21 protein-coding genes are annotated in these 21,395 nt (G+C 30.9%); 2 read left to right on the forward strand and 19 right to left on the reverse strand.

The genetic code is table 11. The features are described 5' to 3' along the window. Positions 1-122: 122 nt before the first annotated feature. Positions 123-344 carry a hypothetical protein gene (locus tag CVS89_RS03020; RefSeq protein WP_103567783.1) on the reverse strand — a complete coding sequence of 74 codons (222 nt, stop codon included), beginning with the start codon at positions 342-344 and terminating at the stop codon, positions 123-125. Positions 345-690: 346 nt separating this feature from the next. Between CVS89_RS03020 and CVS89_RS03025 the strand changes: the two genes are divergently transcribed. Together CVS89_RS03025 and CVS89_RS03030 are read left to right on the forward strand one after the other, a co-directional pair. Beyond that, the gene (locus CVS89_RS03025) at positions 691-1,254 is read left to right on the forward strand and encodes a hypothetical protein (RefSeq protein ID WP_103588996.1); all 564 of its coding nucleotides are present in this window, start codon (positions 691-693) and stop codon (positions 1,252-1,254) included. Positions 1,255-1,274: 20 nt separating this feature from the next. Continuing rightward, on the forward strand, positions 1,275-2,591 hold the full coding sequence (locus CVS89_RS03030; RefSeq protein WP_233091262.1) for a relaxase/mobilization nuclease domain-containing protein: 1,317 nt from the start codon (positions 1,275-1,277) through the stop codon (positions 2,589-2,591). A 77-nt stretch (positions 2,592-2,668) separates the two neighbouring features. Here the strand turns inward: CVS89_RS03030 and CVS89_RS03035 are convergent, their stop codons facing one another. The 18 genes from CVS89_RS03035 to CVS89_RS03120 all read right to left on the reverse strand — a co-directional run bounded on the left by CVS89_RS03035 (position 2,669) and on the right by CVS89_RS03120 (position 21,051). Continuing rightward, entirely contained in the window at positions 2,669-2,938 is a 270-nt protein-coding gene (locus CVS89_RS03035; protein WP_103588998.1) for a hypothetical protein, read from the reverse strand. Continuing rightward, positions 2,938-3,753 (reverse strand): nucleotidyl transferase AbiEii/AbiGii toxin family protein, encoded by an 816-nt coding sequence (locus CVS89_RS03040; protein WP_107848176.1) that lies wholly within the window; start codon positions 3,751-3,753, stop codon positions 2,938-2,940. Before CVS89_RS03040 ends, CVS89_RS03035 begins: the two co-directional genes overlap by 1 nt. Beyond that, positions 3,747-4,133 carry a hypothetical protein gene (locus CVS89_RS09995; protein WP_103568039.1) on the reverse strand — a complete coding sequence of 129 codons (387 nt, stop codon included), beginning with the start codon at positions 4,131-4,133 and terminating at the stop codon, positions 3,747-3,749. The genes CVS89_RS03040 and CVS89_RS09995 overlap by 7 nt, the downstream gene beginning before the upstream one ends. An 83-nt stretch (positions 4,134-4,216) precedes the next feature. Further along, a complete protein-coding gene (locus tag CVS89_RS03050; RefSeq protein WP_103568038.1) occupies positions 4,217-4,879 on the reverse strand; it encodes an AAA family ATPase in 663 nt (220 codons plus the stop codon). A gap of 21 nt (positions 4,880-4,900) precedes the next feature. After that, on the reverse strand, positions 4,901-5,200 hold the full coding sequence (locus CVS89_RS03055) for a hypothetical protein (RefSeq protein ID WP_103568037.1): 300 nt from the start codon (positions 5,198-5,200) through the stop codon (positions 4,901-4,903). 61 nt (positions 5,201-5,261) lie between these two features. Continuing rightward, positions 5,262-5,972, reverse strand: a complete 711-nt coding sequence (locus CVS89_RS03060) for a hypothetical protein (RefSeq protein WP_103610254.1) — start codon at positions 5,970-5,972, stop codon at positions 5,262-5,264. Positions 5,973-6,174: 202 nt separating this feature from the next. Next, positions 6,175-11,943, reverse strand: a complete 5,769-nt coding sequence (locus CVS89_RS03065; RefSeq protein WP_107848177.1) for an N-6 DNA methylase — start codon at positions 11,941-11,943, stop codon at positions 6,175-6,177. Between the two features lie 145 nt (positions 11,944-12,088). Then, positions 12,089-12,271, reverse strand: a complete 183-nt coding sequence (locus tag CVS89_RS03070; protein ID WP_103568034.1) for a hypothetical protein — start codon at positions 12,269-12,271, stop codon at positions 12,089-12,091. After that, positions 12,246-13,193, reverse strand: a complete 948-nt coding sequence (locus CVS89_RS03075) for a toprim domain-containing protein (RefSeq protein ID WP_233091263.1) — start codon at positions 13,191-13,193, stop codon at positions 12,246-12,248. The genes CVS89_RS03070 and CVS89_RS03075 overlap by 26 nt, the downstream gene beginning before the upstream one ends. 74 nt (positions 13,194-13,267) lie before the next feature. After that, complete coding sequence (locus CVS89_RS03080) at positions 13,268-13,768, reverse strand: lytic transglycosylase domain-containing protein (RefSeq protein ID WP_103589002.1); 501 nt, start codon at positions 13,766-13,768, stop codon at positions 13,268-13,270. Further along, a complete protein-coding gene (locus CVS89_RS03085; RefSeq protein WP_103610257.1) occupies positions 13,765-15,012 on the reverse strand; it encodes a hypothetical protein in 1,248 nt (415 codons plus the stop codon). Before CVS89_RS03085 ends, CVS89_RS03080 begins: the two co-directional genes overlap by 4 nt. A 1-nt stretch (position 15,013) precedes the next feature. Beyond that, on the reverse strand, positions 15,014-15,526 hold the full coding sequence (locus tag CVS89_RS03090; RefSeq protein WP_103589004.1) for a hypothetical protein: 513 nt from the start codon (positions 15,524-15,526) through the stop codon (positions 15,014-15,016). A 10-nt stretch (positions 15,527-15,536) separates the two neighbouring features. Further along, a complete protein-coding gene (gene topB / locus CVS89_RS03095) occupies positions 15,537-17,786 on the reverse strand; it encodes a DNA topoisomerase III (protein WP_103610259.1) in 2,250 nt (749 codons plus the stop codon). A 143-nt stretch (positions 17,787-17,929) separates the two neighbouring features. Next, positions 17,930-18,676 carry a hypothetical protein gene (locus tag CVS89_RS03100; RefSeq protein WP_103568028.1) on the reverse strand — a complete coding sequence of 249 codons (747 nt, stop codon included), beginning with the start codon at positions 18,674-18,676 and terminating at the stop codon, positions 17,930-17,932. A gap of 34 nt (positions 18,677-18,710) precedes the next feature. Next, positions 18,711-19,682: a hypothetical protein gene (locus CVS89_RS03105; RefSeq protein ID WP_103589006.1), complete on the reverse strand. Its 972-nt coding sequence runs from the start codon at positions 19,680-19,682 to the stop codon at positions 18,711-18,713. After that, complete coding sequence (locus CVS89_RS03110) at positions 19,682-20,386, reverse strand: TrbM/KikA/MpfK family conjugal transfer protein (protein WP_103568026.1); 705 nt, start codon at positions 20,384-20,386, stop codon at positions 19,682-19,684. The genes CVS89_RS03105 and CVS89_RS03110 overlap by 1 nt, the downstream gene beginning before the upstream one ends. Then, positions 20,343-20,813: a cag pathogenicity island Cag12 family protein gene (locus CVS89_RS03115; protein WP_103589007.1), complete on the reverse strand. Its 471-nt coding sequence runs from the start codon at positions 20,811-20,813 to the stop codon at positions 20,343-20,345. Before CVS89_RS03115 ends, CVS89_RS03110 begins: the two co-directional genes overlap by 44 nt. Before the next feature lie 16 nt (positions 20,814-20,829). Next, on the reverse strand, positions 20,830-21,051 hold the full coding sequence (locus CVS89_RS03120; protein WP_103568025.1) for a DNA-binding protein: 222 nt from the start codon (positions 21,049-21,051) through the stop codon (positions 20,830-20,832). Positions 21,052-21,395 lie beyond the last annotated feature (344 nt).

Genomic DNA, 21,395 nt, shown 5'->3' on the forward strand with positions numbered 1-21,395 from the left:
TTTTACAAGTAAGTATAGTATAAAATTTAATATATTTATGTTTTTTTATATAACATCTTTAATAATTTGTAAAAATCAATAAAAGATTAAAAATATTTGAAAATCTTAACATTGATAAAAATTTAAAATTCTATTCCTATATTGTGTTCTTTGACAAGGTTTAAAAAATCAATTTTAAACTGCTCATTTGTTTCAACTGCTTTTATGATCTTTATACCTATGTCCTTAAATTTTTGCTCTTTTTCTTCTTTGATAGCATTTAATAATTGCTTTCTTTGCTCTGAAAGTTTCTTAAGTTGTTCTTCATTCTTTAGAAGTCTTTCTGCTGCTGTAAGTTTTGACATTGTATAGCTCCTTTTTATGCTTTGATAATTTTTGATGTTTATATTTAAAAACAGAATATCAAATTCATGTATAACCTTTTTCTTCTTATTGGTTATTTTATTTGTCTGATATTTTTTGTTATTATAACATATTCTTGGTATTTTTTGATAAAAGCTGTGTTATAATCTAAAATGAATAAAGAAATAAAAGCAAAAAAAGTTACATAAAATAGTAGATTGCAGGATAGCCTTTTTCTCCTATTTTGTAATACAAAATATTTGAGAAAAAGGCAAATACTCTGCGAGGCTCTTGTAATTTTTGCTTTGCAAAATTTTTGGTAAATAGGAAATGGAGGGTTTTTGAATTATGGCTAAAGAATTAAAAACTTTTAGATTAGATGTTGAGAATTTAAATTTTTTACAAACCTTAAAAGAAAAAATGGGGGTAAAATCATTAAATGAAGCAATCAATTTACTTTTGTTCTTTTTAGAGAGAGATAATAAAATTATTGATGCCGTAAAAGAAAATTATCCACTTTTAAAAATAAAAAGGTCTGAGCTTACTAGAGAAAATATCAAAGAGGTTAAAAATTTTTTTACCGATGTTGAATTTAAAAAATTAAAACAACTTGCAAAGGATAATGGTTTTTCTAGTGTAAATAAGTTTTCAAAATTTTTGGTTTTGAGCCACCTTTACGATGATAAAATTTTAAGTAACGATACAATAAATGAATTTGCAAAAATGAATTATTTGGTTAAACGCATTGGTATAAATTTAAATATTTTTGTAAAAGCAATTCAACAAAATACTTCTGCTTCTTTTGAAAAAGATGCTATTGATAATTTAATAAATAGAATAAATAAACAAGTTCAAGAGACTGACAATTTTATAAAAGAACAAAAAATGTTTTTACAGGCTAAATTAAAATGAGTCATAAATTAAAATCATATTTGGATGATGAAAATTTTTTAAAAGCTAAAAAAATCTGGAGCGAGTTTGAAAAAAAACAGAGAAAATATTTCGCTTCTCCTCAAAGTTTTAAAGATAAGATTTGGAATAAGTATCTTTTAAGCAAAGGTTTTATTTCTCAAAAATTTACTAAAAATGAAAGAGAGCATACAACTAAACTTTTAACTAAAAGACGTGGATATAATTCTCAAGTCTTGATAAAAATTACTGGCAAGGATCAAAATTTTAATCAACTTAAAAGCCATATAAAATATATTAGCCGAGACGGCTTACTTGATGTTTTTATTAATGATCCTTTAGAAAGTGATAATGAAATTTTTATTAATGATATAAATGAAATAGCTGCAACATTCCAAGATGGGGTTTATGATATTCCCAATAAACATGATGTTGAAAAACTAAAATTAAAAGAAAAAAACGAGGTAGTGCATATGGTTTTTTCTATGAAAGGTGAAAATAATATCCCTGTCGAGGAAATTAAAAATGCTGCAATAAAAACCATTAAAGAAAGATTTTTAAATAATCATTTTATATTAGCAGTCCATAATGACACAGATAATCCTCATTGCCATTTGGATTTAAAAAGTGTTGATTGTAATGGAAAAAGAATTAAAATTTCTCCAGCTGATTTGGATATGATGCGTGATGAGTTTGCAAAGAATTTAACCGATTTGGGATATAAAGCAACAAATTTTTCTTATAAAAATAAGAAATTTTCTAAGAATAAATTTCCAGACGTTTGGGATGGACATAAGCCGCATCATTACAAGATAACTGGATATGGTGAAGCAAAATATAATTTTTCACTAGATGAGCATACCGAAGAGTCGTATTATGTTAAATTTGAGACAAGTAAAGGGAAAGAAACTATTCTTTGGGGCAAGCATTTAAGGCAGTTAATGGAAGATTATAATATTACAAATGGAGATTATGCTAGGTTTGCAGTAACTGCTCAGGAACCGATTGTAAAGAAAATTTATGATAAAAAAACTAAACAATGGTGCGAAAAAACTCTTTATAGGAATGTGTGGGATTGTTCTGTAGAAGGAAAGAGAGAAGTTGAATTGACTCCCCTCAGTGAAGCTGAAAAGAAAAAGACTGAATATAAAATTCTTTCCAGAAGTGACACAAAAGTTGTTGCTCCATCCTCGCAAACAAAAGATGTTAATCCAAAACAAAATAAAACTGACTCAAGCAAAGCTCAAATTTTACAAGCCAAACAAAAGGTTGTGGAAAATACAACAAATATTGATAGCAAAAAAGCTAATAGTCTTAATAAAAAAGATTTTAACAGATAGACACATCTGCTTGTTATCTTTGGGGATTGTTTTAATTATCTCTATTTCTTTACGGTATAGCCATAACCTACATGTAGTCATGCTAAAATTTTCAATTTTAGATACCCAGACAAGCTCATAAACTGAGCTTTCGCTTCATTTTCTAGTCTTTCTTTTTCGCTTGGCATAAGATATATTGCAACCGATACCGGTTTTTCACCCACTTTTTTGGGACGTCCAGCATTGCTTTTTTTCTTTTCATTACTATCTGCAGCACCAGAGTTTATAAATTCTTCCACATTGCTACTTGCTGCAATGTTGGCATTGTTTACAAATGCAAATCCATTTTTCTTATCCAATATTCCCATTATCTTTCCTTTTCTTTTGTATTCTTGGTTTCTTTTATTTTTATGACTCCACTTTCTACTTTTTTGACATATGCTATACCAAGTCTAGACAGAACGGCTTTTGAACTATCATTTTGCTGTTTTTGAGATTGTGTTGCATCTCTTTGTATTACTGGCTCTAGTAGAGTATTGATACGCCTTAATACATCTTGAGTATAAGTATCAGTTATGTGAATTTTGTCTTGTGATATAAGTTTATGTTGCAAACTTTCATCTTTTAAAAGTAAATTTAGTTCATCCTCGCCACAGTAAAAGATCTTTTCTCGTATTCCAAAAAGATTTTCTTTGCTAAATTTGTCAGGATAAGTTTGTAGTAGATACCCTAGATCATAAAAATCTCGAATTTTATCTCTGCCACTAAAAGCAACTCCTTTCATTTTTATAAGCTCATCCACACAATAGACGTTAACACCATTTATATTTTCAAAATTTAAAGTCTTGGATCTCAGTAGGTCTTTGTTTCTGCTACTAACTTCTATTTTTAGTGGATAGCTGCCGTAATGAGAGGTTGCACCATAATCTATCATTGCTCTAAAAACAGTGTCGGTATCTTTTTTAATATTTATATTCCAATTACTAAAATCTTTATGGCGCTTTAGCTTGTTTATAAAATTCATATTGTTGGTTGTGCAATCCAAATCAATGTCTTCTGAATATCTATTTAGCCCATAATATAAACTAAGTGCCGTTCCACCTTTTAAAACAAAGGTATCCCCAAGATATGGCAAAATTTCTTTTATAAGTTTAATTCTATCTTTTTGATATTGCTCTAGCATCTTTTATCCTTAAAATATAGCTTTGTTAATTCAAATTTCATAAAATCATCAACTTTTTTGTTTTTATTTATAAGCTTTAAATAGTTGAAAAGTTCGCTTTCCTCGTTATCATCCAAGTAATCTTGCACGCAGTTCTTGAGACCAGCTGTTTCGCCTTTATAGACTAAATCAGCTATCGCTCTTGCATAATTTGCTACATACTCTTCTTTATCAAGCATCTTTACATATCGCCTTTGTATCCCCAAAGAACCTAAAATTTCATTATTCTCGTAAGTTTTTATATTGTTTTTATTGGCAAAATAAAGCAGTGGATGCCAGTCGGCGATTGAACCATCAAGCCTAGGTATATTTAAAGCTTCCCAGCCAGATATGTATGCCATTATTTTTTTCTTCCTTTGATTTTAGCCTTTTAATTCAATATATTATATTATTTTAAACTTTATAAAATAATATAATATTGTTTTTAATTATTAGCAAAATTGACAAGTTCGTTAAAGAAGCCTTCGAAATCAAGCTTTGCGTTTTCGTTATCTTTGCAATATTCGCTCACACCCATTCCTGCTGAAAAGGCATTTCTATATGCCTCACGTTCATAGATTATGCTATTTGCTAGAAAAATATCTTCTAACTTCTTTTCGCTAATATATTCACGTAGTGCTTCTACCTTTTTAGCTAGAAAAGGATTTGGTGAAGCTTTAGAGATAACTATTAGTGCTTTTGAATTCGGATTGTAAATTTTCGCTTGATTAAAAACTAGTATCATTTTGTTCAAAACGGCAATATCAAGATCGCTCGGAATAACTGGGATAATAGCAATATTGCAAACCGCTAACGCTTGTCTCATTTCTTGGCTATCACGTCCACCAGTATCAATTACTACACTATCATACTTTTGCTTTAAGCTTTGTATCTCTTTTAGCATCGATGATCCAAGTTTTGAGACAGCATTAAATAGTAGTGGTAAATTTGCATCAGCTCTAATATCAGTAAAAACATCTATACTTCTTTGAGGATCAGCGTCTACTAAAAGAGTGTCATCTTTCATAAGACCTAATTTTATGGCTAAATTTATAGCAATATTTGTTTTTCCGCTACCACCTTTTTCATTGCAGACTGCTATTACCATTTTTTATCCTTTAGACTATGCTTATTGTTTTTTAGTTCCGTATTTCTCGACTAATTTTTCCCATTTACTTGGTTCATTTCCCCATTTTTGAGTCAACCTTGATTTTCTGTCATATGCAGTTTGGCAGTTTTTCATTTGTGTTGTATTTAAATTTGCATTTTTGTTTAACTCACACCACTGAACCAATTCTACTAGCAATTGTTCATTATCCCTTAAATATTCAAATGTATATTCTTTATCGCCATACTTAGATCCTTCGCCACAACCAATAAGCATGATTGTTGCTGCTGCACCAAGTGCAATTTTGCCTAGTAATCTCATCTTTTTTTCCTTTGTATTAAATTATTTTTTACTATATTAAATTATTTTAAAATTTAATATATTAATAGTCACCATCTGTGACAAACTCATATTCTATTTGCCATTTTCCACCACCAAAGTGTAGATCGTTTTTAACTAATGGACAAGGTAAAAATGCTCCATCCCCTTGTGCTACCATTTCACTAAAACGAGGTAGTTTTTTTTCATCAAAACCATTCTCTAAAGCTTGATTTGAAAACATTAATCCCTCTCTTATTCTTTTTAAGAAATATTTATATCCCAACATATTGTTAAAGCCATGATGACTTAATACCTCATTTTTGGTAGCATTATTTTTTAGCCATTCAATGCTATCCTTTTTAACTAAAATTTGTAACTCAAAAAATTCTTGATACAAGATACCTTCATAAAGAAGTTGTTCTAAATCACTTTTTGCAATTTTTGCGACCTCTTTAAGCGAGTTAGCAAACTTACTGTCGGCAATTTGTCTAAACCATATTAGTGGAATTATCCTACGATTGCCTACGCCTAAAGACTCTTCAATGCCGCCATTACTGCTATAAAAAATTCCCCAAAATATTCTTTGACTAAAAAAATTAGCTAGTGCTTGATCTTGTTTTGCTACTAAGGCTTTTGTTGTGTCAAGCAGTCTTTCGTTTGGATAAAAGCCAAGCTTTTCGATAGCTTCTTCACCGATTTCTTCTATAAGGTGCGTATACCATACTCGAGCTGGAAAACTATTAGGATAATCTTGCGGTTTATTCGGCAGCATCTTTTCTCCTTTGTTTTAAATATAAAAGAATTCTAATATAAAAAAGTTTAAAATAATATTAAATAATATAATATAATTTAATATTGTATATAATTATTTACTTCTAGATTATTGAGAAATTTATTTTTTTTATTGTTTAATACTATATTAAATAATTTATAATTGTATTAAATTATTTAATACAATTATAAAATGTGCCATATTAAAGACTGATGCCAGTATCTATTGATCTGCTTTTTTCTTCTGTTTGTTTGGATAATTTATATTGTGGTTGCGTAAATGCTGGTCGTTCTACTTGATCATTATTGTTTCGCTCTTTTAGCTTTTCAAGCAACTTCTCTTTTTGAATTTTGTCCCAATTTTTATATTCCTCTAGTGCTGAACTTTTAAACTCACTTTTATACTGCCTGTCTACAATCATCTTCTCATTTTCGGAATTACAAATTTCAAGGTCTTTTTGAAGTTTGTTTAAAAGTTCTTGCTTTGGATAAACTTGGTTGCTTGCTAACCATTCTTTTAAAGTAATATTTGATTCTTTTAATTTTTCTAGATCATTTTTATTTTTCTCTAGCCTCTTTTGTAGGGCTTCATCACTTAGGACATTGTTTATTCTTGTAAAAAAGCCTCTAAGGCTAATTTGTTCTCTTGCGCTAATACCTTTTGATATATCGTCATTATATTCAAGAGATCTTGGTTCTAACTCTATATCGTATTCTTTGTTTACGAGCTTAAAAAATATAATATTTCCATTAAATGCTGTATTTGTAACTTCTCCAATAACTTTAAAGCCCTTATATTCTGCAACCTCTCTTGGCGTCTCTTTTTCTGCAAATAGTAAATTTATATTATCTTGCAAGATGTCTGCCATTTGATTTTGCTTTATTTCTATTTCGTTAGTATCTGTGCCATTTTTATCTTTTGGTATATTAAAGTCATGCACTATTGGCTCAAAACCACCAGTTGCAATAGAGGCTTTATATTTGTTCATTTTACAAGTAAAGTTTTCGCTTGTATTTTGTTTTACTATATCTTTAATGATATCTATTTTAGATATTTGTATCTCTATGTTAGCCATTCTAATGTTGTTTTTCTCTTGCTCCTCACCATTAGAAAAAACTTGTTCTTTATATCGTTTGAGCTCATTTCTCTCTTTTTTTATAGCTTCATTTAATTCAAACTCTGTAAAGATGAGAGGATTTTCGCTGGCGACCGCACGTGCCTCATTTGAATTTAATAAATCCTCCTCAAAGCCATTTAAACTACGTTCTCCGACGACACCTCTTCTGAAATTTAATATAGCCTCGTTCTTTTTGCTCTGCAACTCCCAGTTCCTTTCATCAAACGTTCCAGGAGTAATATGTCTAAATTCTTTGATTATAAAGTTTTCTGGGTCGTTCTCATAAAAGAGATTACCTTGTCTAATCGCCCTTCCATTGCTTTGTGTTATATCACTTGGTCTCCATGGACAATCTATGTGGTGAAGTGCTGTGATGCGTCTTTGGACATTTACTCCTGTTCCCATTTTTGCACGGCTGCCCAAAAGAACTCTAACTTCACCATCATTAACTTTTTTAAAAAGATCCGCTTTTTCTTCGTTGCTAACTGCATCATGTATAAATGCTATTTGTTCTCTTGGTATTCCTTTATCAACTAGCTTTTTATAAATATCTCCATAAAGAAAAAATCTACTATCATCAAATTCATCCTTTTTTAGAACCTCTCCATTTTCATCAAGATCATCTACTGATACCTCGCTGTTTTCTAAAGTATCATTTATATTCTCGAATTCATCAACATATTCTGTTTTTTGCTCTTCTCTAGCTAATATCTCGTCTAGTTTTAAGTTAAATGATTTATCACTAGTGCTTTTTGGTGTTCCAACATCTAAGAATACAAGCTGAGTCCCCTTTTTATCACCCCAAGTTTGCCATTCTTTAAATATCTCATCAACCGCGATATTTATTTTAGAATTTGGGTAATCAGGGGCTGTTGGATCTATTAGTCTAAAATCAATACTTGCTTTTTTTGCGTCGTTTGTTACTTTTAGTGGGTTATCGATGCTTGGATCATATCCTCCACCTTCCATACTAATAAGTCGCCCAGTAATTGAGTATCTAGGGTAAATTCCATTTTCATCAGCTTCCCCTATATAATCTGATATACGTTTAGATTTTTCACTTTTTACGTAAATCACTTCTTTATTTGGAACAAATGTCTTTGAAAAGGCTTTAATATCATCATTTGTGATAGTGTCTGTTGTTTGGCTTAGTATATTTGATAGCTCAGGTAAGTTTGTAAGTGATGAAAACCTTGCTTCCATTTTTATGCGACCGCTAGCATCTCTTACAGGGGCAATATCTATACCAGCAAAATTACTAGCCCAATTTGAAAAGCTATCTATGCCTAAATTTTCAAGCTCTTTTGGCTGCAAATATCTCTGCATATTATAAATTTCGCTAAGTGAGTTTGATACTGGAGTTCCAGTTAAAAACATTACTTTACCATCTTTTTTGTCGTTAATATAGGTAGTAAGTGCAAGCATATTTAATGCTCTCTTGCTTGAAGTATTAGCTCCTTTGCCTTTTGCATTCATCGGAGAGATTACGCCTAAATTTTTAAAGTTATGTGCCTCATCAACCACTATACTATCAACACCAAGCATTGAAAAATCCATTGTCTTGGATTTTGCTTTATCGTCAAATAGTTTTTCCACTTTTTTTTCAACTCTAGCTATCATTTTTTCAACTTGACGTGCAGAACGTCTGTTTGTTGATTCATCACGTTCCTCGTAATATCTAAGAGCTTCTTTTAGCTCATAAATTTCTTTGTCAAGTATCTTTTTTTGTGTTTCAAAAGGAACTGGTAGTTTTTCTACTTGTGTATATTTTATAACAACGGCATCCCAGTCATTATTTGCTACTTTAGCCAAAAACTCATCTCTTTCTTTTGGGCTTAAAGAGTTTTCGTCTGCCACTAGCACATTAGCATTAGGAAATGCATCAAAAATACTTTGATCCCATTGGGTTACAAGATTGTTTGGAACGATGATTAGAGGTTTTTTTACAAGCCCAAGCTCTTTTTGCTTCATAACAGCAGCTATTGCTGCATATGTTTTGCCAGCCCCAACTTCGTGATCAAGTAAAATATTTTTTTGAACCATGCTTCTAAAAATAGCATCTTTTTGGTGCTTTCTAAGTTTTATATTGCCATCAAGCCCTAAAATTTCTAAACCATCTCCATTAAATTTGGCTTTAACGTAGCAGTTAAATTTGTCGTTGTAAATACGTTCTAGTTCTTTTGCTCTAGCTCGGTCGCTATATATCCATTCATTAAATTTGCTTTTTAGCATTTCAACTTTCGCATTTGCTTCAGCTGTTTTTTCTGGATTTATTACTTGTTTAAAGACTATGTTACCTTCTTTATCTCTCTTAATATTACCTTCTTTATCTAGCAAAGGCTCATTTGTTTTTTCCATAATCTTTATAGGTGTATTATTTAGAGCACTTTCTATAATGTCATATACGCTTTTATTGTTACCTACATTTTGGTGTATTTCATAATTTCCATTAATTAGTCTTTGTGTGGTAAGTCCTTTGACTTCAACGGAATAGTTATAAGTTGCATATTGTGAAAGATGATATTTATCTCCGTCTATTTGCCAACCCATGGAACCTAAATTTTGAAGTTTCCATGCATCATTATTATAGTTTGATGTCTTTAGCTCGTTCTTTAAAAAATCATCATAGTATTTTATTGGTATCCAAGAACTGCCAAACCTCGTGTCTATATCAACAAAGCTAATATCTTGTGGTATGACCTTGCTAAGTTCTTCTATATTGTTTTGCATTAAGTCCGCATAAATGTCTTGTAGATTTTTTGCTGATTTTAATTTTTCCTTGACATTTCCACTAAGATAAATTGGAGTAAAAATTAGCTCTCTTTCGCCTTTTGATAATTTTTCTGGATCGTAAAAAGCCAGTTTTTCTGCAATAATTTGATCTTCGACTTCGATATTTGATTTTCCTAGTTTTTTTGAAATATAGTTTATATCGATCTTTCCAAACTGATACATGCTTACTAATGCACCATCCTTTTCATTGTCAAACAAAATTTCAGGAGTAAAGCCTATTGTTCGGCGAAGTAAAATATTAGCCTTTTCGCAGCTTTCCTTTATGGCTTCTTTGCCATCTCTTGCACGTTCAGGTTTTTTATAGTTTTTTTCTAGAGCTTTGACTTTGCTAAACTCTACATCTAGATTTTTAAATGATGCTGCCTTATTCCCAGATAAAAATCCTTCGCTAATATGATAGTTGTCTAGTAACAAATTAAGCTGTTCTCTTGTTTGCTTTAGTTTTATATCATCGTCTTTGATATCTGTCTGCTCTAGTGCAATGAGCTCTTTGAGTTTGTCTCTTAAAGGTATATACTTTTTAATTCTATTTTGGATGGTGGGGCTTAAATCTTCAATTTTTGATGCTCTTATTTCTCCGTTTATCGACGAGGTTATTTTGCAAATTTGATCATTATAGATTAAAAGGCTATTTTCTTTTAAATCCTTAACATAGTCATAGGCATCGTCGTAACTTTCTATTGCAAAGTCGATAATAGATGCCGGCTCTCTCCACTTATATACGTTAGCAGGAAGTTGATTTTCTATAAAATTTTCTATTGCTGTATCAAGACTAAAATTTATATCGTCTTTTGGATCATAAAAAATTGCTTTTCCAAATTGCCCATTTCTCAAGACAGGCTTAGCAAGTATGTTTTGGGGATTTTCAATAAAATAATGGTTTATGCTTTGATTTAATTCTGTGCCATCTTGTGCTACTTGAGTTGATTTAATATTGGATATTTCTTTGTTATACTCAGGATGCTTGCCTTTTTGTAGAAAAATGATATCTGTTTCAGCCTCTGTGTGCTTAAAAACATTGTTTGGCAAACGCACTGCACCTAAGAAAGTATGATTTTGCGCTATCTCATCTCTTGCTGAATTGTATTTAGCATCCATAAAGTGACGACTTACTACAAAAGCACTTATTCCATCTTCTTTTAAACTGTATTGTGTGGCTTTTTGTATAAAGAAATTATGGGCTGAACCATATAAATCTTGATGCTTATTATCAAAAAGTGGGACATCTAAAAATGGAGGATTGCCAACAACTGCGTCAAACTGCTCATCATAAGTAAATTTTTCGTAGCCAATGTTATTATTTTTTTGATTCGGATATAAAATTTTGTTCATTTTAATTGTAAGAGGTTCAATATCAAGACCAGTAAAATGAAAATTATCGTTTTTGTTAAACGTAATAAACGAACCATTTCCTACACTAGGCTCTAGAATTTCTTTGTTCAAATCTGCTCTATCGGCATTAATACCAAGTCTTTCGAGACCTTTATACATTGCCGAAACGATATTTTTAGGCGTATAATATGCAGTTAAATTTGAGCGTTTAGCAGCATCATATTCACTTTCGCTAAGTAGCTTCTTGAGCTCTTCTCTTTCATCTTTCCATTTTTCATTGCGTTCATCAAATAGTCCATTTATTCCTCCCCAGCCTGAAAAGTTAGCTATTGTTAGCTGTTGCTCTCTTGTAATATTTAGTTCTATTTCGCCTTTCTTAGCAAGATCTAATTTTGGGTAAATTTCGTTAGTAGTTTTAATTGCTGCAATATTTTTTCTAAATCTATCCTTTTCCCCACCTAGTTCTAGGGCATCGCTTAGTTTTAGGTCCTCAAAGGTATTATTGAATTTTTTTATAGGATTAATTATGGTTTCTTCATTTGGTGTAACATCTGTTGTGTTTATAGTTTCAAATAAGCTATTTTCTATCTCATTTATCTGTGTATCTATATCAATCGTTTTTTCTATAATTGAATTGAGATTACCTCCAAAGTATTCTGGATGAGCATCTGCCATACTAAATAGATCAAGACTATCATATAGATTATTATCATTTTTCTGTTTTGCCATTTAAAATCCTTACAAAAAAATAAAATTTTAAAATAAAATTTTATCTAAATTTATGGCAAATGCCGATTTTTACATACTTTTATAACAATATATTATTATGTGAAATATTAAATATTTTTATACAATATTAAAATATTTAATATTTTTAATAGCCATTCATTTCTTTGTCTTCATTAATAAGCATTCTAATATATGCGGCACGAGTTGGAAAGAATTTTTTATTATAGATATAGTCTAAATATTTTAATTCATCTTCTTCTAAATAAATTACAACCTGTCTTTTCTTTGGTTTATATTGGCTATTATCTTTTTCTTTGTTGTCTGTCATCTATTAATTCCTTGTTTTTTTCCCTCTCCTTGGCACTAAGTTTTAGAAAATCAGTGAAATCAAATCCTTTCTTTAGCTCTTTTTCTAATCCGTTTTGTTTGAGTATCTTTTCCCATTCTATTATTTCTACAACTTTACAAGAGTTATTTAACTGCTCTTTTAAAGCCTTTGCACCATTTTTCCCTGCCTCGTCATAATCATATGCTACAACAATGTAACTATCTTTTAACATATCAATTTGAATTTGTTTTAAATGAGTGGCAGCACTCCCAAAGCTTATAGCCTTATATCCACGTGACAACATATTTAAGCAGTCTTTTTCACCTTCAGCTATGAATATAGGACTATCATCTCTTGTATATTCTTTTAATGCTTGGATATTAAAGGCGCAGCGTGGTCTATTTTTGCTAAAAGTGTATTTGATATTTAAATTTGGATTATATTTCCAAAGCGTTACGATCTTGCCAGTCTCATTTCTTAATGGCATTACCAACCTATCTTCTTCTTTGGAGTAACCTATTTGAAATTTTTGAGCTATTTCTTTACGTTGATTATTGTCGCAAACTGGAAGCAGTTTATGTAAAAGTTCTTGATAGCGTGTAAAATTCTCACGCCTTTCATTTTCGTATTTTTTTACTATGTCGTCATCAAGATAATCTATTGTGGGTTCTTCTTTAATTGGTCTAGCATTTATAGCTTTTTTATGAATAGCAATATTTGTCTTTTGCCCATGATTTAGATCATGATCTATTTTTAAGTTGTCTAGAATGCCTGCTACTTCTAAAAATGCACTTCTTTCGTCGCAATTCTTTATTTCCTTATAAAATGCTATTATATCACCCCTAAAACCACTGCCAAAGTCTTTAATATAGCCATTCTTTGGATCAATAGAAGCAGAAGCGGTATGCTCATCTTCTCGCATCCTGAATTTATAGTGGCTATCCACGTCAAAACCAAGATATTCTAAAAAAGCCCTTGTATCATCTTTGTGTAAGTTCATTTAATTACTCTTCTTGCTTGTTTTAAAGTTCTTAAATTTGCAAAAACTTTACGAGAATATGGATTATTTTCAACTTTTCCGTTATAGCAGTTTAGTGCTTTATAATCCCAACCATGTTTATTAATGCAATTTCTTAGTATCATTGCTCCCATTTGAATGTTTGTTTCTGGCTTATATAGGTCATCAATGCTTAAATTTTTAGCTTTTAACGTTGTTTCATGAATTGAATTAATCTGCATCAACCCATAATCTATTGAGCCATTGTTGTTAATATTCTTTGCATTATTGGTAAAGTTACTCTCTGTTTTTGCTATAGCCCAAAGAAGTATCGGAGGGATATTAAACTCTTTGCCAAATTTATAAAAGAGCTTATTGTATCTACTTTCATTAGCATTGGGTATAGCTGAAACATTTGTCGCTATTATAGATAATGATAATATAATAATAAATAGTTTTTTATAGTATTTTATTATTTTAAATTGTTTTAAAAATTTCATCTATTAGCGCCTAAACTCTTTTGATTTGAGTGTTCCATAACTTTTTCTTTTGGAAGTTTTATTGCACCACTTTTGACCTTTTCTGTGTATGCCTTGCCTAATCTATTTATTACCTCTTTGTTATTTTGTGCTGATACAATATTATTTATATGTTTACCTATACCAGATATGCCAGCAACACGATTTAAATTTTGAGTAAAAGCTGTAATACTTTCATCTCCTATGCTTTCAGCCAATGCTGCAGTTGCTTCTATGCCACCTTTTAAACATTTTTCAAAATTATCAATTGTTGCAGGATTTTTAAAATTTAATCCTTTGCCCCTCTCTTTGCTTTGTTCTTCATTTTGATCTAAAATTAGATCGTTTGTTTCAGTGGATTTTATAAAAATTTTATTAGCTATTTTGCTGACACTACCTATACCACAATCATTGCAACCTATCTTTACCAAATGATCTAAGTCTTTTTGAAAGTGTCCTTCGCCAAGTCTTGCATTGATATGAATAGTTTTTCCATTAATATCAGTAAAGTTAAAGCCTATTTTTTCATGTATAGCTTTAAAATCCTTATTGTTTTCATCCATTAATGCTTTATCCATCATTTTTAGAGTTTGGAATAGGGCGATATTTTCATCTCCTCTAAACTCTTTGTTGGCAGCTAGCAACTTACTAAATTTATCTATTTGATAATTTCCATCTTTGTTTGTATCAATATCAATGCGTGAAGTTATATTTTTAGATAATGTTTTACTAAGAGCTAGTTCGGCTTCGTTGTATACTGATTCATGCTCTATTTTGTTGTAAAGTTCTCCATTGAGTTCTAGAAATTTACTAGCAACATTATCTATTATCTTATCATGAGGTGTATTCTTGTCAAAAATTTGATCATACTTTTCGAAAAAGCTCTCAAGTTGGTAGTTGCTTTGTGCTTTATTGTTCCTATCAATAATACTTGCGATTATGCCACCTTTTATATCCTTAAATTTTTCTTTATTTTCTTTTAAGTATTTTGGATCGAATTCATCCATGTTGTAATCAACATTTGAATACATTTCATTTAAAAATTCTGAAATTTGTTGGTTTTTATCCCCCATTTTTTCAATCTTCGACCTAACCTCATTATTGTAGAGTTCGTTTAGATTTTGATCTAGGTCACTGGCATATTGTTCTTGTAAATTGTTATCTAAATTACTTAATATTGAATTTTTGCTTTCATTGATATATTTTAAATTTTTGTAAGTTGGCATGTTATTCCTTTATTAAGACTCTATGGATGCTGACCTTTGGTGAGTGATACTCTTCTTCGTGATCATTCCAGTGTATACAAGCAAATTTTGTTTTATAGTTCGAGATGTGGTATTTTTTGTCGATAATATTTACAAGCTCTTCTAGTTTTTCGTATTCATCAGCATAGATGTATTGTGAATTTTTATCAAATGCATCAAAATAAATAACATTAGCTTTTATGTTTTCGCAGCCGCATTCATTTATTAATCGTTCTAAAGACAAACTAGCTTCTTCTCTAGTTTGTTCGTTCCTGCAAAGATCATATTTGGAATTTTTTTCTTCAATATTTTTTAGAATATTATTTTGTAATTTATAATAACTATTCCAAAAGCTGTGGCTGTTATCATGAATGCTATTTGGCTTATTGATTAAGAAATCACAATAACATTTGAAATCCTCTGGATCTTTAAAAGTTAATAAAATATCATTAAACCTTACCGTATTGATAATCTTTTTTAGGTCTTTTGCTTGCACTCTACTATCCTTATTTTTTCTCAAAAACCATCTCTTCAAGTTCGCCATTATCGTTTGTCTTAAATTTAGCATTGCACCAATTGCCATTTTTTAACTTGCCGTTACATGCAAAATAATTAAAACCTTTCGCACTGGTTCTAGGTAGTAGCTTACCACTCTTGCATTTTGGACATATAGGTGCATCACTTGGTATTTCTTGTTTTGGTTTGGTTTCAAGCTGTGGCTTGCCATCGTTATCGTAATAAAATGCTTTACAACCTTCACGCCATTGACTGCAACCCCACCAAAATACGCCTTTTTTATTTTGGCTTTCATGTCTTATTAAATATCCATTATTGCAAATAGGGCAAATTTGAGCATTATCTGGTTTTGTTTCAAAATTTCCCATATCGCTATCTTTTACCTTTGCTATCTCTTCCTTTATTTGTTGATTTATTTCTGTTAAAAAGTCATCCAAGCTTAAGTCGCGGCTTTCGATCATTTTTTGTTTTTCAAACCATAAAGCAGTCATATCAACGCAGGTTAAAATTTCAGGTGCAACTGAAATTAAGTCTTTACCTTTTTGTGTTGCATGTATTATTTGCTTTTTGTCATTGCTAACACTGATAAATTCATTATCTATCAAGCTTTTTATATGATTTGATCTAGTAGCTGGGGTTCCGATACCTCCATTTTCTCCTTTTTTGCCTTGATCTTTTTCAAGGAGTAATTTCTTAATGTTCGGATCTTTAGCATATTTGGCTACGCCAGTTAAGTCGGTGAGAAGTGTTGCCATGGTGTAAAATGGCTTTGGTTTAGTTTTTTTTGGCTCAAGTTTAATCTTTAAACACTCAGCCATAGAGCCTTCTATTAAATTATCCAACTTTGAAGTGTTTTCTATTTCATCATCATCATTACCATCTTTTTCATCTTTTTGCGGTTTAAGATAGAAAGTAAAACCTAGATCAGTTGTGGTATTTTGTGAGGCTGTAAATTTATATTCGTTAAGTTCCAAAACTATATTTGTTGACTCATATTCTCTTGCTTTAAAAAATTGCAATGCAAATCTTTTTGCTATAAGTGTAAAAATATTTAATTCATCCTTACTTAGTTCATTTAAACACGCTTTTGCTCCAGTTGGGACAATGCCATGGTGAGCCGAAATATTTGCTGAGTTAAATGCTGCACCTTTTATAGTAAGGTCAGCATTGTCCAAAATCCCTTTTAACTCAATATCGTCAGAATTTTTAAAAATTTCTTTTAGACTTTGTATAATAGCTGGCGACTCATCATACATTGTATCAGGTAGGTATTCGCAATCACTTCTGTTATAAGTTATTAAGTGAAATTTCTCTCTTAAGTTTTGAGTAATAGCAAGAACTTTATCAGGTTTTAAGCCAAATTCTTTTGCGCATTGAGCTTGAAGTTTTAATAAATTGTAAGGAAGTGGTGGTAGCTCTTTCTTTTTTTCGGTTTTCTTGATTGTAATTCTTGCGGATTTGTTTTCGCACTCTTTTAATATGTTTTGAGCTAAATCCTTATCTGTAATTTTATCATCAGTTTTTAGATTTGCACGAAAATCTATGCCATCAAAGCTTTTAAATTCACCACTAATTGCAAAGTATTCCAGACTTTTAAAATTTTCATTTTCTTTATCTCTATTTACCACTAAGGAGAGAATAGGGGTTTGGACACGTCCTAAATTTAAAACACCATTTTGATACCCTTTATTTCTAGCCACAACGGTAAATGCTCTAGTTAAATTTAGTCCGACTATCCAATCAGCCAAGCTTCTTGCAAAACCACGTTGAGAAAGCCCATAAAAGTCATCATTTGACTTTATATTATTTAACTCTTTCTTGATGCCAGCTTCACTAAGGTCATTTATTAACATTCTTTTTACTGGTAACTTATTATTTGCATAAGCTAAAATTTCATCAACTAAAATTTGTCCCTCATCGTCCGCATCACCACAATGAATAACTTCTGTTGTATCTTTTTCTTTTAATAAGTTTAAAATTATTTTAAGTTGATCTTTGCTCTTGTCAATAGGCTTATATTTAAATTTCTCTATTTCAAAGGGTAGATCTTCTAAATTCCATTTTTTATATTTTTCTGCATAATCGTCAGGCTTAAAAAGCTCCAAAATGTGTCCAAAAGCCCAAGTTATGGTATCGTTACCTTTTCTAATGAAGCCATTACCTTTACTTTCATTGCCAATAAGCCCTTTAGCTATTGCACGTGCAAGTTCAGGTTTTTCTGCTATAAATAATCTACCCATTTTGTATCCTTCATTAATTTTTTAAATTGTTTTAAATTGTTTTTTATATTTTTATACATTTTAAAATTATTTTTTATTATAATTTTTGAAGGGCTAAAAGTAGTAGTTTTAGCCCTAAATACAGCAAAAAAGTTGAAGTGAGACTATCTATCAAAACCTTGACTTTTTTGCTCTTGCTTTAATTCGCCATTTAAAATTTCAGCACCTTTGCTTACCGATTTTGTGACTGCTTTCATGGTTTCTGGCAATACGACTATGCCTTGTTGCTTAACAAAGTCATAATTCATTGTTACGGCTGATCTGTCTGGAATTTTATTAACGATTTCCATAAGTTTTGGATTTTTAGCCAATGTCTCATTTTTTTCAGCGACCAGACCCAAGTTAAAGCCTTTGGAAATATTGCTTAAAAATTCTTTCTCGAGGGCACTATCATTTGTAACGTCAAAAGAGTAACCTTTTACGCCATTTCTATTTTTTGTAGCAAAAATTCTCTCTTGCTGTTGAACTATTTCGCCAGCTTCGTTTTTAATCTCTGGGCGAATTGTGATTGCCATTTTATGAAGACTATAAGCTTGACCAGTCTTATCGTTTATGCCATTGTGTATCCAAGTAGATGCCGTATAGAAAGTGTGCTTTTCGTTTTGTAAGCCGCACTCTATTTTTACTGGGTGATTGCGACAATCAACACCATTGAGAAAATTTCTAGCATTTTCTATAGCATAAAATGCTTTTACTGCACCAAGTTCTATTTCTTTTCCATCTTTTTCGTATGGACGCTCCATGCCAAAGCCAATTAATGTTTTGTTTTGTTCTGGTAATTCAGTTTTGCTTATGAAAATTGTTGCAAGGTTCTTTTCGTTGCCGTTTTCTGTTCTGTCAAAATCTGCCATTGTTTTATCCTTTTAATTTAAAATTTTTATAACGCTATTTGATTAAGAAAATAGCGTAACCGATAATTCCACCAAGTGCCAAGCACATCATAAAAAGTAATCCTGTTAGTGCGTATCCTCCTTTTTTTAAATTTTTTAGTATTTTTGTTTCATTTTCTCTAATTTCTTTATACTCAGCTAGATTTACCTCAAAAACTTTTAACTGATTGTTTAAATTAGCGATCATATTCTCACTAAATCTTTTATATTCATCTCCAGTATCATTTAGCCTTATGTTTATCTTGTCCTTAAAAACCTCAATTTTATTTAGCTCTTCTTCAAAGAATTTGTTTTGATTTGCAGCAAAATTATTAAACTGCATAGTCATCTCGTTAAAAGCATTTTCTTGATCTTGCATGGTTACCTTGACTTTAGTGATGTCTGCGATGCTTTCAAATTCTTTATAGTCTTGAGCTATTTTCCTAATAGCAAGTGTATTATTCATAAGAGCCATAAATTCTTTACTAGGAGGATTTAGCATAAATTCATTTAGGTATTCAAAGAGTTGTTTAAGCTTTGCACTCTCATCCATAAGCGATTGAACCATTTTAACGTATCTACTGTAATCTGCATTATTTTCTGTTGCAAATCTTTCAAAGGCTTGTTGAACCAAATTTAGCTCACTATTAAACATGTTGAAACTCATGTCAACTCTTTTTTGGTAGTTGGAATAATCCAAGACAGAGACAACGCCTTTTTCGCTTATTTTCAATCCAGCTTTTTCAAATTTAGAATTTAGCTCTGCCACTTCATTCTTTAAAATATCAGCTGTTGTATTACGCTCATAAACTAGTCTTTCAAGTCTTTCTTGCAATTCTTTTTTGCCTTGCTCTACATCATCTAGCTCGTTTTTGGCATTTTCTGCCTCTTTTTGAAGCCTAGCTATGATTTCATCTTTGCTTTCGAGTTTTCTTATTGGTGCAACTTCAGATGAGCCAGTGCTATCAAATAGATTTTCATTTTCCATCAGTCTACCCAGCATGTTTTACTAAAATACTTCTTCTCAAAGAATAGGTATTGAGATATATGTTGACGACAACTCTGTCGCCAATGGTAACTTTTATTTATGTCGCCACATTTCGAAAATTCTGGATTTGGTTGAATTTCTTTTTTATCGCTACTTAAAGCGTTGTATTGAGCTTGACTTATAGTTTGTAGCTCATATCCTCTTTTCCATATACTCTCGTCATAAAACTTGGTGTCGCAAGTATATTTCAAGTCCTTAATATTTGTATAATTATGACGAGCAAGTCTTTTACAATATTCAGGCATGTTTGGGCTTATTCTAATTTGAGTTTGATATAGTCCTTTCTCACTATCCCAGACACGACGTTTGTCCAAATTCTTGTTAAGATCGCTAGCATCACATCCCCCACCTATCTCTGATATAGTATCAATCAAACTTGCGTAATCTTGGTCTGTTTTTATAGCAGTATCGGTTGGACAAAGCTTTAAGAAATTTTTCCTCTTTTTTGCCGTTTCATGTGCCTTTTTTGCTCTTATTGAAAAGTATTTACTTAAACTTGCCGAACACTCACTTGGTCTTTCGCTACTTGATAGGCACAAAATAGCTTCGCATGCTAGTTTTGTATCCCCAGTAAGCTCGTCAGCCCCATATACGGCACTATTAAAAATCAAACAAGTTAGTAAAGCTTTTGATATAATCTTCATCGTTTTTTCCTTTCATTCCAAAAAATAAGATATTTACGCGTTTTTTAGATTGTCCAATACTATCTACTGGATGAATAGCAATATTCTTACAACCATTGCTTGCCAAGTAATCTTTGTAGTCTTGGGCTATCTTTTTATTTCCAATAACTATGATCTTATCAGCATTGTGTGCTACATAGAATGTTTTAACAATCATATTATTTGGTATATACTCATCGCCACTTTTTTCAAACATTAAGTTATATGTCCAGTTGTTTTGTTTTAAGAATGGGTCTAACGGAATATTGTGCCTTTCTTGCCTAATTAGTTCTTGGTTGATAGTGATTTGGCTACTACTATCAAGTTCTATTGGCTTTGGTATGCTTGAACATCCAAAAAATAAAAAGGATATAGCCGCTATACTTGCTAAACTCGTAAATTTAATCATTTTGTCTCCTTAGAAATTACTTTTGTTCTATGTCTTCTAGCCATTGTTTGATGCTATCAATGTTGTATAAAATACGGTTGCCAATTTTTAAAAATGGCAAAGGTAAATGTTTTTGTCTATTCTCATCCGTATAGTTCTTTTGCATTCGTAACTTATTTTGAAGTCCTCTACTAATGCCAAACATCTCTTCCAGTTGTGCTGGTGTTATATATTTTTCATAAAAGCTTGTATCTTTCATTATCTACTCACTATAGTCTTGTCTTTCATCGTCTAATTCATCAAAATTTGGGCAACTAGCATTTTGAGCCATTAATTCTTCTATGCTATCGCTATCGTTGATTGTTTCTTCTGCTACCGGATCAGTATCGATATTTTCTACACTTTTATTTGCATTACTCGATTGTTCGACTATTTGTTGCTCGTAAAGCTTTTGAGTCTCTTCTTTTATTGCTTCATCTTTATCCCTTTGAAGTCTAAGTTTTTTTTCATATTCTTCTTGAGTCTCATCTATTTCATGAACTATTTCAGGTAAATTTTTATATCTAGAACTTTCATCATTATAAAGCTCTTTAAAGTATGCTT

Origin of the sequence: Campylobacter concisus, assembly GCF_003048615.2 — a bacterium.
In the GTDB taxonomy this organism is placed as follows: Bacteria; Campylobacterota; Campylobacteria; order Campylobacterales; family Campylobacteraceae; genus Campylobacter_A; species Campylobacter_A concisus_C.

What these genes read in the sequence shown, in the direction of transcription:
- topB (WP_103610259.1), bottom strand. Translation starts at nt 17,786, where the DNA reads ATGGGTAGATTATTTATAGCAGAAAAACCTGAACTTGCACGTGCAATA.
- CVS89_RS03070 (WP_103568034.1), bottom strand. Translation starts at nt 12,271, where the DNA reads ATGACAGACAACAAAGAAAAAGATAATAGCCAATATAAACCAAAGAAA.
- CVS89_RS03040 (WP_107848176.1), bottom strand. Translation starts at nt 3,753, where the DNA reads ATGCTAGAGCAATATCAAAAAGATAGAATTAAACTTATAAAAGAAATT.
- CVS89_RS03105 (WP_103589006.1), bottom strand. Translation starts at nt 19,682, where the DNA reads ATGGAAAATGAAAATCTATTTGATAGCACTGGCTCATCTGAAGTTGCA.
- CVS89_RS03075 (WP_233091263.1), bottom strand. Translation starts at nt 13,193, where the DNA reads ATGCGAGAAGATGAGCATACCGCTTCTGCTTCTATTGATCCAAAGAAT.
- CVS89_RS03055 (WP_103568037.1), bottom strand. Translation starts at nt 5,200, where the DNA reads ATGAGATTACTAGGCAAAATTGCACTTGGTGCAGCAGCAACAATCATG.
- CVS89_RS03080 (WP_103589002.1), bottom strand. Translation starts at nt 13,768, where the DNA reads ATGAAATTTTTAAAACAATTTAAAATAATAAAATACTATAAAAAACTA.
- CVS89_RS09995 (WP_103568039.1), bottom strand. Translation starts at nt 4,133, where the DNA reads ATGGCATACATATCTGGCTGGGAAGCTTTAAATATACCTAGGCTTGAT.
- CVS89_RS03115 (WP_103589007.1), bottom strand. Translation starts at nt 20,813, where the DNA reads ATGATTAAATTTACGAGTTTAGCAAGTATAGCGGCTATATCCTTTTTA.
- CVS89_RS03060 (WP_103610254.1), bottom strand. Translation starts at nt 5,972, where the DNA reads ATGCTGCCGAATAAACCGCAAGATTATCCTAATAGTTTTCCAGCTCGA.
- CVS89_RS03085 (WP_103610257.1), bottom strand. Translation starts at nt 15,012, where the DNA reads ATGCCAACTTACAAAAATTTAAAATATATCAATGAAAGCAAAAATTCA.
- CVS89_RS03110 (WP_103568026.1), bottom strand. Translation starts at nt 20,386, where the DNA reads ATGAAGATTATATCAAAAGCTTTACTAACTTGTTTGATTTTTAATAGT.
- CVS89_RS03035 (WP_103588998.1), bottom strand. Translation starts at nt 2,938, where the DNA reads ATGGGAATATTGGATAAGAAAAATGGATTTGCATTTGTAAACAATGCC.
- CVS89_RS03120 (WP_103568025.1), bottom strand. Translation starts at nt 21,051, where the DNA reads ATGAAAGATACAAGCTTTTATGAAAAATATATAACACCAGCACAACTG.
- CVS89_RS03065 (WP_107848177.1), bottom strand. Translation starts at nt 11,943, where the DNA reads ATGGCAAAACAGAAAAATGATAATAATCTATATGATAGTCTTGATCTA.
- CVS89_RS03025 (WP_103588996.1), top strand. Translation starts at nt 691, where the DNA reads ATGGCTAAAGAATTAAAAACTTTTAGATTAGATGTTGAGAATTTAAAT.
- CVS89_RS03100 (WP_103568028.1), bottom strand. Translation starts at nt 18,676, where the DNA reads ATGGCAGATTTTGACAGAACAGAAAACGGCAACGAAAAGAACCTTGCA.
- CVS89_RS03020 (WP_103567783.1), bottom strand. Translation starts at nt 344, where the DNA reads ATGTCAAAACTTACAGCAGCAGAAAGACTTCTAAAGAATGAAGAACAA.
- CVS89_RS03050 (WP_103568038.1), bottom strand. Translation starts at nt 4,879, where the DNA reads ATGGTAATAGCAGTCTGCAATGAAAAAGGTGGTAGCGGAAAAACAAAT.